The following is a 13,269-nucleotide window of genomic DNA, read 5'->3' as shown; positions in this document are numbered from 1 at the left end:
ATCCATCGCCTTGCACCTGACGCCCAGAGAGCCGTGTCTGATTATCAGATTCTGATACCATGATGGAATGAAGGAGATCAGTGCGACCGAGGCCGCACGGGCGTTCGCGCGGGTTCTCGACGAGGCCGAGGCGGGGGAAGAGTTCGTCATCACCCGTAAGGGCGTGTGCGTGGCGCGCCTCGTTCCGGCACCGCGGGCGAACGGTAAGAGCCTGAACAAGCTGGCAAAGCAGTGGGCGGGCCACATCGGTTTGGATGCGGAGTTCGAGGCTGCGGTCGAGTCGATCGACCGATACGCGAGCGCCGACGCGGACAGCGATCCATGGGAAGACTGATCCTCGATACCGGCATTCTGATCGCCATCGATCGTGGCACTGTCGCCCTTCCCGATGTCATCGCCGATGACGACAATGTCGCTGTCGCGGCGGTCGTCATCGCGGAGTACCTCACCGGGCTGGCTGGTCAGACGAACCCGGCGAAGCAAGCGAGCGCGCGAGCCTTCCTCACCGAGTTCCGGGCCATCGTGCCGAGCATCCCTTACGACGACTCGGTCGCCGAGCATCATGCTGAGCTACTGACTTACGTCCGGGGTACGGGGTCGCCCCGAGGTGCGCACGATCTGATCATCGCGGCGACCGCGCGAGCGACCGGGCGCACCGTCGTCACTACCGACAAACGCGCCGATTTCGGCGCACTTCCCGGAGTGGACGTCCGCCTGGTCGGGTGATGGCGTATTCCCCGCCGGAGTGTGGGATTTTGCGGGGGTGTGGGGACCCCATTCGGGGTGGGATCGTCCTAGGGTCGAGTCATGGCTGATGACGACGTGCAGTACCGCATCGAGCACGACACGATGGGGGAGGTTCGGGTTCCGGTCGACGCGTTGTGGCGGGCGCAGACGCAGCGGGCCGTGGAGAACTTTCCGATCAGTGGGCGGGGGTTGGAGCGGGCGCAGATCCGGGCGTTGGGGCTGTTGAAGGCCGCTTGCGCGCAGGTCAACAAGGATCTGGGGTTGCTGGATCCGGCGAAGGCGGACGCGATCATCGCGGCGGCGAACGAGATCGCCGAGGGGCGCCACGATGATCAGTTCCCGATCGATGTGTTCCAGACCGGGTCGGGCACCAGTTCCAATATGAACGCCAACGAGGTGATCGCCTCGATCGCGGCGCGCAACGGGGTGAGCGTGCACCCCAACGACGACGTGAACATGTCGCAGTCGTCCAACGACACCTTCCCCACCGCCACGCATCTGGCCGCCACCGAGGCCGTCATCACCGAGCTGGTTCCGGCGCTGGACCATCTGCGGCTCGCGCTGCTGGACAAGTCGGAGCAGTGGCGCACGGTGGTGAAGTCGGGCCGCACGCATCTGATGGACGCGGTGCCGGTGACGCTGGGACAGGAGTTCGGCGGCTACACCCGCCAGATCGAGGCGGGCATCGAGCGGGCGCTGGCCACGCTGCCGCGGCTGGGCGAGCTGCCGATCGGCGGCACCGCGGTCGGCACCGGGCTCAACGCGCCCGCCGGTTTCGGCACGAAGGTCGTCGCGGAACTGGTGCGCAGCACCGGAATCGACGCGCTGCGCGAGGCGAAGGATCACTTCGAGGCCCAGGCCGCGCGCGACGGGCTGGTCGAGGCCTCCGGCGCGCTGCGCACCGTCGCGGTCAGCCTGACCAAGATCGCCAACGACATCCGCTGGATGGGGTCGGGCCCGCTGACCGGTCTCGGCGAGCTGCAGCTGCCCGATCTGCAACCGGGCAGCTCGATCATGCCGGGCAAGGTGAATCCCGTACTGCCCGAAGCGGTCACACAGGTCGCGGCGCAGGTCGTCGGCAACGACGCGGCCATCGCGTTCGGCGGCGCGAGCGGCGCGTTCGAGCTCAATGTCTACATCCCGGTGATGGCGCGCAACCTGCTCGAGTCGATTCGGCTGCTGGCCAACGTCTCTCGGCTGTTCGCCGACAAGTGCGTCGTCGGTCTGGTCGCGAACGAGGAGCATCTGCGCACGCTGGCCGAATCGTCGCCGTCGATCGTCACCCCGCTCAACTCGGCCATCGGCTACGAGGAGGCGGCCGCGGTCGCCAAACAGGCACTGCGCGAGAAGAAGACGATCCGCCAGACGGTCATCGACCGGGGCCTGACCCCGGACAAGCTCTCGGTCGATGAGCTCGACAGCAAGCTCGACGTGCTGGCGATGGCCAACGTGGACCGCGACTGAAACGGCGAACGGCCGTCACCTCGCGAGGTGACGGCCGTTCGCGCGAAAGATCAGGCCAGGTGCGCCAGTTCGGCGCGGGCCTTCTCGCCTTCTTCGCTGAAGTCGGTGCGGGTGAAGATGTTCCAGCGCTGCAGCAGCGGCTTGAACACCAGCTCGCCTTCCTTGGCGGGGTCGTAGATGCCCGCCACGGCCAGGGCCTCGTCGCTGGAACCGCCGCCGGGCAGGTCGACGTGCGGGACGCGGAAGGCGGCGACCTGGTCGGCGATGGCGCGCACGGCCTGGTCGGGGACCAGGTCGAGGGCGGCGGCGACGAGGACGGCGAAGAAGTCGGCCTGCAGTTCGTCGTCGGCGGCCAGCTTCTCGGCGATGGCGGTGACGACCGGGTTCTCGCCGAGCGCGGCGGTGTTGCGGTGCCGGATCGCGGCGGCGAGCTCTTCGAAGGCGCAGGTGGCCAGCACGTCGATCAGGTGCAGCGGCGGACGGTTGAAGCCCTCGGTCATGTGCGCCATGCGGGCCCGCTCGAGCGCGACCGGATCCACCGCGCGCGTCACCATCAGGTAGTTGCGGATCAGGATCTCGTGGCGGTTCTCCTCGGCCGTCCACCGGCCGACCCAGCGCCACCACGGACCGGTGCGCAGATGCTTGCCGAGCTCCCGGTGGTAGGAGGGCAGATTGTCGGCGACCAGGACGCTCACCGTCAGCGCGAGCTCGGCGGTCGCGCTCAGCTCGGACTGCTCGGGGGTCCAGTCGGTGCCACCGAGGAAGGCGAAGTTGCGCCCGTCGGCCCACGGCACGAACTCGTGCGGCTGCCAGCCCTCGGCCACCTCGGTGTGCCGCGCCAGGTTGGTTTCCACCACATCCGCGAGCGAATCCAGCAGCTCACGGTCGGTCAAAGTTTTCTGCACCCCGACAACATAGTGGTTCGGCCGTCGGCGCGGGGACCTACGGGGGCGATCGGGTCCCCACGCCGGACCGGGGCACGAGCTACTTCGTGGTCACCGTGGTCTCGCCGTTGACCCAGACGATGGTGCCGCCGGTGAACTCGCTCTGCTTGCCACCGTTGGCGGTGTTGGTCTCGTCGCTGGTCGGGTAGCCGAGCTGGCCGTTGGCGCCGCCCTGTTCCTCCCAGGTCTCGCGGATGTCACCCCAGACGATGTGGGCGCCGGAGTCGCTGCTCCAGTAGATGGTGCCGCCGGTGAAGTCCTGGTACTGGCCGCCGTTGGGGCCGCTCTCCTGGGGCTCTTCGGGGGCGCCGAGCGGGCTGCTCGCGCCGCCGACCGCGACGTACTTCTTGTAGACCTCGCCGGAGACGGTGATGTCGCCGTTCGGGGTGGAGATGGTGGTCGAGCCACCCGCCGCGGTCGCCGTGGTGGTCATCCCGCCTTCGCCGGGTGTGGTGGTCGCCGCGCCTTCGGCGGGAGTGGTCGTCATCCCGCCGTGGTCCATGGTGGTGGTCGACCCGGCGCCGCCCATGACCGAGGTCACGGTGCCGACGGTGTCGTTGGCCTTGTCCTTGTCCTCGTCGCTGCAACCCGCGGCGAGCAACAGTCCGGCGGCGGCGAGGACCGCGGCGCCGCCTGCGGCAGTACGTCGAGCGAAGTGGTTCATATCCATCCTCTCGCGAGTGGCCCCCCGGGGGCACGCCCCCGGAATGGAGCCTGGCCGACATCCGCAACGGCCCGGCGGAACAGTGTTCGCCGAGCCGTTGCTGGATTGGTGTCGTGGCGGATAATACCCACAGTTCGCCGTAATCAAACGGATTCAGGCCGCGACGCGGCCTGATTGCCGGTCGATCAGGCGTTCGGTCCGTACTCCTCGAGCATCTCGGTCACCAGCGCCGCGATCGGCGAGCGCTCGGAACGGGTGAGTGTGATGTGCGCGAAAAGCGGGTGCCCCTTGAGCTTCTCGATCACCGCGGCCACGCCGTCGTGCCTGCCGACCCGCAGATTGTCGCGCTGGGCGACATCGTGGGTGAGCACCACGCGGGAGCCGGTGCCCAGCCGGCTCAGCACCGTCAGCAGCACATTGCGCTCGAGCGATTGCGCCTCGTCGACGATCACGAAGGAATCGTGCAGCGAGCGCCCGCGGATGTGGGTCAGCGGCAGCACTTCGAGCATGTCGCGGCTGAGCACCTCCTCCATCACCTCGCGGCTGGCCAGCCCGTCGAGCGTGTCGAAGACGGCCTGCGCCCACGGGCCCATCTTCTCGCTCTCCGAACCGGGCAGGTACCCCAGTTCCTGGCCGCCCACCGCGTACAGCGGCCGGAACACGACCACCTTGCGCTGGGTCCGCCGCTCCAGCACGGCTTCCAGCCCGGCGGTCAGCGCGAGCGCCGACTTTCCGGTGCCGGCCCGGCCACCCATCGACACGATGCCGATGCTCTCGTCGAGCAGCAGATCGAGCGCGATCCGCTGTTCGGCGGAGCGGCCGTGCAGGCCGAACGCCTCCCGCTCGCGGACCAGCTGGACCCGCTTGTCGGCGGTGACCCGGCCCAGCGCGCTGGAGCTGCTGCCCAACAGCCGGATCCCGGTGTGGCAGGGCAGTTCCCGCGCCTCGTCCAGGTCGATCACCGAATCGGCGTAGAGCTGGTCGATCTGGGTGCCCGCGACATCGAGTTCGACCATGCCGCTCCAGCCGGAAGTGACCACGTCCTGGGCGTGGTACTCGTCGGCGGACAGGCCGACCGCGCTCGCCTTGACCCGCAGCGGGATGTCCTTGGACACCAGCACCACGTCCTCGCCCTCGGCCGAGAAGTTCAGCGCGCAGGCCAGGATGCGGGAATCGTTGGTCTCCGAACGGAATCCGGCGGGCAACACCGACGGATCGGTGTGGTTGAGCTCCACCTGCAGTGTGCCGCCCTCGGTGCCGATCGGCAGCGCCTGGTCGAGCCTGCCGTGGTTGACCCGCAGGTCGTCGAGCATCCGCAGGGCTTCCCTGGCGAACCAGCCGAGTTCGTGGTGGTGTCGCTTGGCCTCCAGTTCACTGATCACGACCAGCGGTAGAACCACCTTGTGTTCGCCGAACCTGGTGACGGCCCACGGATCCGAGAGCAGGACCGAGGTGTCGACGATGAAAGTCTTGCGACCGGAACGCGAGGGGCGGACCCCCTTCTTCGAGGCCGAGGCCGTGTGCATCGCGGGGGCGGAAACGGAGCGTGCAGCAGTCACGGTGGGCTCCTTATGTGTTCGCACGGCACCCGCGCGAACGATCTCGCTGGACCGGTCCGTCCTGGTAGGCGGTGACGCGCTGGTCAACCGCCACGAGGGCCGGGTGCCGGCCCTCTCGCACTGAGTTGCTCAGTCACGGTCAGGACCTCCCGTACGAGTCACACCGACGCGACCCGCATCACCGACGCTACCGTCCAACTCCCGGCCGCGCTGCCGGACAGCCGCACGTGTCCGTGAATTTGTCGTTAACCGGCGCCGACGCAGCGGATCCGCGCCAGGTGAGTCGCCGAGCGCTAGAGTCGAGGCATGGCCGAAGACCAGGATCTGGAGAAACTGTCGTCGAAGGAACTGCACGATCGCGCGGTGAAGACGGCCGTGCGGCGCGGCGACGTGAAGTTCCTGTGGAACCTGCTCAAGTCGATCCCGGCGGCCCAGGCCGAAGCGGGCGAGCTCGGCGAGAGCGAGGCCGACATCAAGTACGTGCTGCCGATGATCGACGACTACATCCACGCGGGCGACGGCAAACTGGCCGATGTCCTGCGGCCCACCTACCTGGACTACCTGAGCAAGCACCGGTAGTCCGGGCCGGGCTCAGCGGCGCAGCACCGCCCGCGCCGCTCCGACGACCGTGCCGCGCAGCACATTGCCCATGCTGAAGTGGTCGTCCCACAGCACGATCCGGCCCGCGCGCAGTTCGAAGGTGCCGCTCACCCAGAACCCGATCCGGACCGGTCCGGCGCGCAGATAATCGGTGCGGTCGGTGAGCACGATGTCACCGGTGCCCGCGATGTGGTGCATGTCCGCCCCGAACCCCAGCTGCGGCCGGTCCAGCCCGCGCAACAGCGTGGCGACCCGCTCTTTGCCGCGGACGGTCGGCAGTCCGGTGTTCTTCCAGACGATCGCCGGGTCGAGTAGGTCGAGCGCCTCGTCGACGGAGCCGAGTTCGAGCGCGGCGAAGAACTCGCGCACGACGGTGACGGCGTCCTCCGGCAGCTCCGGTTGGTCGGTCATGAGGCGAGCCTAGGGCGTTCGCCGGGCGCAGGCCAGACCTCGGCGCTACCGATCCGCGCGTCGCGCGATCAGCACCGCGAGCCCGTCCAGGATGCGTTCGATGCCGTAGTCGAAGGCGGCGCCGGGTGCGGCCGACGGCGCGGCGGCCGCCGCGGATTCCTCGGCGAAGGCCGCGCTGACCGCGGGGAACCGGCCGCCTGCGGCGTCCATCATCGCGGTGAACTGCTCGGTGAACTGGATCGCCGAATCGCCGCCGCCGACCGATTCGACCTGCTGGGCCAGGCTGCGCGCGTGCCCGTTGAGCAGCACGATGGTGTCGAGCCGTTCGGGGCCGGTCAGGCCGGTGCCGCCGAGGGCGGTGAGCGCGGCCTCGGTCCAGCTCATCTCGTTGGGGCCGATCGGCCGGATGCCGAGGGTGAGTTCGATGACCCACGGATGGGCCCGGTAACGCTCGAAGATGGCCTCCACCCAGGCGCGCAGGCCGGCGCGCCAGTGCGCGGGCGCGCCGCCGGTGGCGGGCGGGTCGCCCATCGCCGCGTCGAGCATCAGCGCGGTGAGCTGCTCTTTCCCCGGCACGTACCGGTACAGCGACATCTTGGTGAAGCCGAGCCGTTCGGCCAGCCGCTGCATCGACAGCGCGGACAGACCGTCGGCGTCGGCCAGCGCGATCGCCTCGGCGACGATCCCGTCCAGGGTGAGCGCGGGTTTGGGCCCGCGCTTGGGGCGCGGGGCGGTACCCCACAGCAGTTCGACGGTGGTCGGCGGCGGCATCGATCCATCCTCTCGAGAATTCCGGTTGACGCAAAACTGTGTCTACCATACTCTTATTCGTGTCCACCGGATACAGATTCCATCGGACGCAGATTCCGAGCCGAGGAGCAGACCATGCGCAACCTGACCGTTCTCATCTCCGGCGCCAGCATCGCGGGCCCCGCCCTGGCCTACTGGCTGCATCGCTACGGCTGCGCCGTCACCGTGGTCGAGCGCGCCGCCGCGCCGCGTCCCGGCGGCCAGGCCGTCGACTTCAAGGGCGCCACGCATCTGACCGTGCTCGAGCGGATGGGCATCCTCGACGAGGTCCGCGCTCGGCGCACCGGCACCACCGATGTCGTCTTCGTCGACGAGAACGAGCGCGAGCTGGCCTTCCTGTCCGGCGACTTCACCGGCGGCGACCTCGAGATCCTGCGCGGCGACCTGGCCGAGATCATGTACCGGCGGACCGAGCGGCACTGCGAGTACGTCTTCGGCGACACGATCACCGCGCTCACCGACACCGCCGCCGGCGTGCAGGTCGAATTCGAACACGGCGCCCCGCGCACCTTCGATCTCGTCCTCGGCGCCGACGGAATCCACTCGCGGGTGCGGAAACTGGCGTTCGGTCCGGAAGACGAGTTCGTGCGGCACCTCGGGCACTACTACTGCGTCGCGGGTGCGAGCCCGTGGAGCGACACCAGCCGCCCGCGCGAGCGAGCGCGCGGTTACGCCCACAACTCCCCCGGCAAGCTCGCGATCGACGGCGGCTCCAAGGCCCAGCAGCTGTACATGTTCGCGTCCGGGCCGCTCGACTACGCCCGCGAGGACATCGCCGCCCAGCGGCGCATCATCGAGCAGACCTACGCGGGCATCGGCTGGCACGTTCCGCGCATGCTCGCCGACCTGGCGAGCTTCGACGACGTCTACCTCGACTCGATCAGCCAGGTGCGGATGCGGGGCGCCTACACGCGCGGACGCGTCGCCCTGGTCGGCGACTCCGCCTACGGCAACACCCTCGGCGGGTTCGGCACCGGCCTGGCCGTGGTCGGCGCGTACGTGCTCGCGGGCGAACTGGCCGTCGCCGACGGTGACCACGTCACCGCGTTCGCCGCCTACGACCGGATCATGAAGCGCTACGCCAAGATCGCGGGCAACAGCAACGCCGGGCCGTTCCTCGCGCCGAAGACCGCGCTCGGGATCAAGGTCCGCAACCGGTTCCTCGGCTCACGCGCCTTCTCGATGATGCTGAAATACGGCGACAAGGCCGCCAACGACATCGACCTGATCGACTACCCGGCGCGAGTCGCCTACACCGAGGCCTGACGAGGCCTTGACTTGGAGTGCACTCCAGGTCATATCGTCGCCGGTATGAGCATTCGTCTCGGTTACCAGATGCCCAACTTCAGCAACACGTCCTCGGTGCGCGAGCTGTTCCCCACGGTGATCGCGCAGGCCAGAGCGGCGGAAGCGGCCGGTTTCGACGCCGCCTTCGTGATGGACCACTTCTACCAGCTACCCGGCATCGGCGCGCCGGACGAGCCGATGCTCGAGGCCTACACCGCGCTCGGCGGGCTGGCCACCGCGACCGAGCGAATCCAGTTGTCCGCCTTGGTCACCGGCAACACCTACCGCAATCCGGCGTTGCTCGCCAAGACCGTCACCACCCTCGACGTGGTCAGCGGCGGGCGGGCCGTGCTCGGGATCGGCGCGGGCTGGTTCGAGCTCGAGCACCAGCAGTACGGCTTCGAGTTCGGCACCTTCACCGAGCGCTTCCAGCGGCTGGAGGAGGCGCTGCGGATCATCGCCCCGATGCTGCACGGACAGCGGCCCACCGTCGACGGCGCCTGGTACCACACCGAGAACGCCATGAACGAGCCGCGCGTGCGCGACGACCTGCCGATCATGCTCGGCGGCGGCGGTGAGAAGAAGACCTTCGCGCTGGCGGCCCGCTTCGCCGATCACCTCAACATCATCAGCAATGCCTCGCTGCTGCCGCAGAAGGTCGCGGCCCTGCACCAGCGCTGCGCCGAGGCCGACCGCGACCCGGCCACCCTGGAGACCAGCTTCCTCGCCTTCGTCATCGCCGACGAAGACGGCGACCGCGCCCGCAAACTCCAGTCCGACATGCTCGCCCGTGCCGGCATCGACCTGTCCGCCCTGTCGCCGGCGGAAATCCGCAACTCCCCCGCCGACCGCCAGTTCGTCGGCACTCCCGACGAGGTCGCCGAACAGATCCAGACCCGCGTCCTCGACCACGGTATCGACGGCGTCATCGTCAACATGATCGCCAACGGACACGAGCCGGGCGTCATCGAGGCGGCGGGGCGGGCGCTCAAGCCCCTGGTCGGCTGACCGCCTCTTTCTCGTTCGGAAGCACGAGCCCGCCCCGCGGCGCCGACAGCGGCACCGCGGGGCGGCTATGTTGGCAGACCGGAACACGCGTTCGTCGCACTCCGCAATCCGGGGGAACCGAATCGACAGTTCGTGCGTCCAACAAACAGAACGAGAGAATCGGGGAGGGTAGATGACTGGAATTCTCCAGGTCGACATCGATGTCCTTGGCAAAACCGTCCAGTTGCTGCGCGGAACGGAGCAGGTGCTCACCGACGCCATGAACGCGCTGTCCAAGGACGGGAATTCCGACATCGGCACCGCCAAGCTGAACGACGCCGCCGACAACTTCCAGAGCAAGTGGAAGTACGGCATCGAACGGATCTGTGAGTCCACGACCGTCACCGCCGACGGAATCGCGCAGTGCCACACCGCCTATCAGCAACTCGATGCGGCGGTCGCGCAGGCGCTCGCCCAGGCGGGCGCGCAGACCGATCCGCAGGCGGTCGCTCCGGGGACCACGCAGTGACCGACAACCCCTACCCGAATCTCGGTTTCAACCCCACCCCGGGCGACGCCGCCGAGGTCGCCACCCTCGGTACGAAGCTCAAGACGGCGGCCGACGCCGTCACCGAGACCAACACGCTGCTCACCAGCATTCGCAACAGCAACGACGAGGTGTGGAAAGGCGAGGCGGGCGATGCCTTCCGCGCGAGCTTCGACGCCACGCTCGCCCAGGATCTCGGTCTCGCCCAGACCTCACTGCAGCAGGCCAACACCGCGATCGCCGCGTGGCACACCGATCTCGTGGCCTTCCAGGACACCGCGAAAGGGCTGGAGACCGAGGCCGCCACCGCCAGGGCCAACCACGCCCAGGCGGTCACCGCGCTCCAGCAGGCCAAGGCGGATCCCGACCTCGGCCTGGCGGGCAAGACCTTCTCCGACGCGTCCGAGCTGGCCGATGCCCAGTCCCGGCTCAACGCCGCCAACGCGAAGGTGACCTCGGCGTCGACCGCGGTCGACAACTGCCAGGGCGCGATCGACGCGATCATCGCCCGCGCGAAAGACCTCGAGATCGCGCACAACGCCAAGGCCGCCACGACGGCGAGCGAGCTGGAGGCCGCGGCGAACTTCGCGCCCAGCGAACCGGACAAGAGCTGGTGGGAGAGTTTCACCGACTGGATCGATGAGAACCGTGACGCGATCCACGAGGTGCTGTCGACGACCTCCGCGATCGCGGGCATCCTTGCCCTGGTCACCCCGCCGCCGATCAGCGCGATCGCCTTGGGCATCTCGCTGGCCGCCGGCGCGGGCGCGCTGGCCCTGACCGCCACGGACGACGAATGGCGCGACGACCTGGTCAACGGCAGCTGGACCGAGAAGCTCGGTGCCGCCGGGACTCTCGGCGGCGACCTGCTGAGCGTGGTGCCCGGCGCCTCCGGGGTGTTCAAGGCGGGCAAGGTGGGCCTCATGGGCGGCGGCGCCGACGATCTCGGCCGGTTCGGGATGATGGCCCAGACCTGGGGTGAAGCGGCGAACGATCCGGGTCTGGTCGCCCGCGTCTTCACCGACAAGAACGTGTTCGGGATCTCCGACAAGCTCACCTCCTCCGGCGCGACCACGGGTGTGCATTCGCTGTTGCAGCTCACCGGAGCCGAGGGCAAGCACTTCATGCAGGAGAGCCCGGCCACCGCGCTGGCGGTGCTGCAGCGGATGACCGGCGCCTCCTACAAGTCGATCGATCTGTCTCAAGGAGTTGGAGATTGACCGCGCACACCACCCCTGACGGGTCGACCACCTCGCTGTCGGTCGTCCTGCCGCGCGGCTACTACGAATTGCCGCTGGACTCGATTCACGAAGCGGTCGAGTCGGCCGGAAGCATCGTCGAGTTCCTGCCCGCCGAGGTCGCCGGCGATTTTCCCGAGGTCGCGGCAGCCATCGCCGACCTGCTGACCGTCCTGCGCGCCAACAACGCCTGCTACTGCGCGATCGGTCAGCACGCGTCCGCGGACGGCACCCCGGTGACCTCGTGGCTGACCCTCTCGCTGCTCGATCGCGGACGCGCCCAGAACCCCCGGGTGACCATCGCCGAACTGGCCGAGGAGAAGGCGACCGACGGCCGCGGCGCGCACATCGAAACGGTCGAGCTCGGTGGACGCACCGTCCTGTTCGTCGAATCGTCGACAACCTATGCGGTCGTGGACGATTCGTCACCGGAGCCGCCGGGCCGCGCCGTCCATCAGATCGAGGCGATCGTCGTCTCCGACGACGGCGCCCGGATCGCCGTCGCCGTGCTGTCGACCGCCGATGTGGCGCACGGGTCCGACTTCGGGGCGATGATGGTGCTGCTGGCCGGCTCGATCACCTTCGAGACCGTCGTCCATCCACAGTTCACGCTCGCGCTGTGAACGGACCGGACACCCGCGCGTGGAGCACACCACGGACCTGCTGGACGCTCCTGTGGACCACCCTGCGCGCGCTGGTCGTGCTCGGGCTCGGCGTGGGGTGCGCGGTGGCGTTCCTCCACTTCGTCGATGTGGCGCAGACGAAGACGGGCCGGACGGCGGAGGACGCCGACCGGATGGCGCTGCTGTGCTTCTTCGCGGTCTTGCCGCTCACCGTGACGGGAATCGTCATGACCCGGACCGCGATTCGGCGCCTGCGGGCCGGAAGTCGACGGTGGCAGGTCGTGACCGTGCAGCGGTTGCGCAGCGGAGTGCGGGAGTGGGTGCATTTGATCGATGACCACGACCAACTGATCGGCACGTTGAAGTTGCGCCGGTGGATCTCGGCCTCGGGGTACCGCGACGGCGCGGAGGTGTGGTTCGCGGGTGACCCGCGCAAGGCGGGACTGGTCGCGCTGCCCGGTGGCACGCGGACCCTGTTCGCCTATCACGCATCGTGGTACACGGCACCGCGATTCGGGCGGACGTTGTTCGTCGGCGGCGGTGATCCCGGTGGGCCGCCCGCGCGCGCGGAACGACCGCGGTACGAACCGACGCCGCCGCCCGCGCCGTTGCGTGGCGGGAAGGACGACGAGTCGTTCCCGTCGCCCCGCATGCTCCGTCGCACGCTCGCCTACATTCTCGATGTCACCGTGCACGTCGCGATCGGCGTCGGGATCGGTGTGCTGGCGAATCCGGCGAGCGAACAGGCGGTGGAGCAGCAGGATTGGGGCAACCTGCGGATCGACTGGGCGATGGTGGTCGGCTTCTTCCTGCTCGCCTCGTTCGTCGATCGGGTGCTGATCCAGGCGGTCACCCACACCACCCTGGGCAAGGCCGTGTTCGGGCTCGTCGTCATCGACCGCGACACGGGCCGCTATCCCCGGCTGCGGTGGCTCCTGGCGGTGTGGCTGGTCGGCGTGATCATGCCGGTGCTCGCCCTCGGCAACAGCACCGTTCCCGAACGCCCGGAGCGCTACTTGCTTCCGGCCGTGCGCCGTCGCGATGTGAAAGATCGCGCGACCGGGTCCTGAATACGGCGAACGCCCTCGGCAACCGAGAAGTCCGGTCGCCGAGGGCGTTTCGTCGGTATCGGCTCAGCCGAGCAGGCGCCAGTCCTCCAGGCCCTGGTAGAGCGGGACGCTCTGGGCCAGCTTGGCGACGCGGGCGCGCAGCGACTCGGTGTCTGCGGTGCCCGCCAGGGCGGCGGCGATGATGTCGGCGACCTCGGTGAACTCGGCGTCGCCGAAGCCACGCGTGGCCAGGGCGGCGGTGCCGATACGCAGGCCGGAGGTGACCATCGGCGGGCGCGGGTCGAACGGGACCGCGTTGCGGTTGACCGTGATACCGAC

General features: G+C 68.9%; 15 protein-coding genes and 1 pseudogene. 10 read left to right on the top strand and 6 right to left on the bottom strand.

The genetic code is table 11. From position 1 onward, the window contains the following. Positions 1 to 67: 67 nt before the first annotated feature. The 3 genes from ACFYWJ_RS10665 (at position 68) to ACFYWJ_RS10655 (ending at position 2,211) form a co-directional block, all read left to right on the top strand. On the top strand, positions 68 to 334 hold the full coding sequence (locus tag ACFYWJ_RS10665) for a type II toxin-antitoxin system prevent-host-death family antitoxin (RefSeq protein WP_355276509.1): 267 nt from the start codon (positions 68 to 70) through the stop codon (positions 332 to 334). Further along, positions 322 to 726, top strand: coding sequence for a type II toxin-antitoxin system VapC family toxin (locus ACFYWJ_RS10660; RefSeq protein WP_355276511.1), 405 nt, complete (start codon positions 322 to 324; stop codon positions 724 to 726). The genes ACFYWJ_RS10665 and ACFYWJ_RS10660 overlap by 13 nt, the downstream gene beginning before the upstream one ends. Positions 727 to 807: 81 nt before the next feature. Then, the gene (locus ACFYWJ_RS10655) at positions 808 to 2,211 is read left to right on the top strand and encodes a class II fumarate hydratase (protein WP_355276513.1); all 1,404 of its coding nucleotides are present in this window, start codon (positions 808 to 810) and stop codon (positions 2,209 to 2,211) included. Positions 2,212 to 2,261: 50 nt separating this feature from the next. On the opposite strand, the gene ACFYWJ_RS10650 is transcribed toward ACFYWJ_RS10655, so the two are convergent. The 3 genes from ACFYWJ_RS10650 to ACFYWJ_RS10640 form a co-directional block, all read right to left on the bottom strand. Continuing rightward, positions 2,262 to 3,116: an acyl-ACP desaturase gene (locus ACFYWJ_RS10650; RefSeq protein WP_355276515.1), complete on the bottom strand. Its 855-nt coding sequence runs from the start codon at positions 3,114 to 3,116 to the stop codon at positions 2,262 to 2,264. Between the two features lie 79 nt (positions 3,117 to 3,195). Next, positions 3,196 to 3,819 carry an esterase gene (locus ACFYWJ_RS10645; RefSeq protein WP_355276517.1) on the bottom strand — a complete coding sequence of 208 codons (624 nt, stop codon included), beginning with the start codon at positions 3,817 to 3,819 and terminating at the stop codon, positions 3,196 to 3,198. 185 nt (positions 3,820 to 4,004) lie between these two features. Further along, the gene (locus tag ACFYWJ_RS10640) at positions 4,005 to 5,378 is read right to left on the bottom strand and encodes a PhoH family protein (protein WP_355276519.1); all 1,374 of its coding nucleotides are present in this window, start codon (positions 5,376 to 5,378) and stop codon (positions 4,005 to 4,007) included. Positions 5,379 to 5,684: 306 nt separating this feature from the next. Here ACFYWJ_RS10640 and ACFYWJ_RS10635 point away from each other — a divergent pair, with 306 nt between their 5' ends. Then, on the top strand, positions 5,685 to 5,957 hold the full coding sequence (locus ACFYWJ_RS10635; RefSeq protein ID WP_355276521.1) for a hypothetical protein: 273 nt from the start codon (positions 5,685 to 5,687) through the stop codon (positions 5,955 to 5,957). Positions 5,958 to 5,969: 12 nt separating this feature from the next. Here ACFYWJ_RS10635 and ACFYWJ_RS10630 read toward each other — a convergent pair whose 3' ends face one another. Next, complete coding sequence (locus ACFYWJ_RS10630; RefSeq protein WP_355276522.1) at positions 5,970 to 6,389, bottom strand: limonene-1,2-epoxide hydrolase family protein; 420 nt, start codon at positions 6,387 to 6,389, stop codon at positions 5,970 to 5,972. A gap of 45 nt (positions 6,390 to 6,434) precedes the next feature. Beyond that, positions 6,435 to 7,160, bottom strand: coding sequence for a TetR/AcrR family transcriptional regulator (locus ACFYWJ_RS10625; protein WP_355276524.1), 726 nt, complete (start codon positions 7,158 to 7,160; stop codon positions 6,435 to 6,437). A 114-nt stretch (positions 7,161 to 7,274) separates the two neighbouring features. On the opposite strand from ACFYWJ_RS10625, the gene ACFYWJ_RS10620 reads away from it, so the two are divergent. From ACFYWJ_RS10620 to ACFYWJ_RS10595, 6 genes are all read left to right on the top strand, one after another. Continuing rightward, positions 7,275 to 8,465: an FAD-dependent monooxygenase gene (locus ACFYWJ_RS10620; protein WP_355276526.1), complete on the top strand. Its 1,191-nt coding sequence runs from the start codon at positions 7,275 to 7,277 to the stop codon at positions 8,463 to 8,465. 45 nt (positions 8,466 to 8,510) lie between these two features. Beyond that, entirely contained in the window at positions 8,511 to 9,494 is a 984-nt protein-coding gene (locus ACFYWJ_RS10615) for an LLM class F420-dependent oxidoreductase (protein WP_355276528.1), read from the top strand. Positions 9,495 to 9,666: 172 nt separating this feature from the next. Continuing rightward, positions 9,667 to 10,002 (top strand): hypothetical protein, encoded by a 336-nt coding sequence (locus ACFYWJ_RS10610; RefSeq protein ID WP_355276530.1) that lies wholly within the window; start codon positions 9,667 to 9,669, stop codon positions 10,000 to 10,002. After that, a complete protein-coding gene (locus tag ACFYWJ_RS10605) occupies positions 9,999 to 11,240 on the top strand; it encodes a hypothetical protein (protein ID WP_355276532.1) in 1,242 nt (413 codons plus the stop codon). The genes ACFYWJ_RS10610 and ACFYWJ_RS10605 overlap by 4 nt, the downstream gene beginning before the upstream one ends. Then, on the top strand, positions 11,237 to 11,881 hold the full coding sequence (locus ACFYWJ_RS10600; protein ID WP_355276534.1) for a hypothetical protein: 645 nt from the start codon (positions 11,237 to 11,239) through the stop codon (positions 11,879 to 11,881). The genes ACFYWJ_RS10605 and ACFYWJ_RS10600 overlap by 4 nt, the downstream gene beginning before the upstream one ends. Next, positions 11,878 to 12,951 carry an RDD family protein gene (locus tag ACFYWJ_RS10595; RefSeq protein ID WP_355276536.1) on the top strand — a complete coding sequence of 358 codons (1,074 nt, stop codon included), beginning with the start codon at positions 11,878 to 11,880 and terminating at the stop codon, positions 12,949 to 12,951. The genes ACFYWJ_RS10600 and ACFYWJ_RS10595 overlap by 4 nt, the downstream gene beginning before the upstream one ends. Positions 12,952 to 13,014: 63 nt before the next feature. Here the strand turns inward: ACFYWJ_RS10595 and ACFYWJ_RS10590 are convergent. Beyond that, a pseudogene (locus ACFYWJ_RS10590) lies at positions 13,015 to 13,269 on the bottom strand (serine hydroxymethyltransferase); the annotation flags it as partial.

Source organism: Nocardia sp. NPDC003269 (assembly GCF_042888005.1).
GTDB lineage: Bacteria > Actinomycetota > Actinomycetes > Mycobacteriales > Mycobacteriaceae > Nocardia.
Note: the sequence above shows the minus strand (reverse complement) of the source record. Positions and strands in the feature narration are given on the sequence as shown.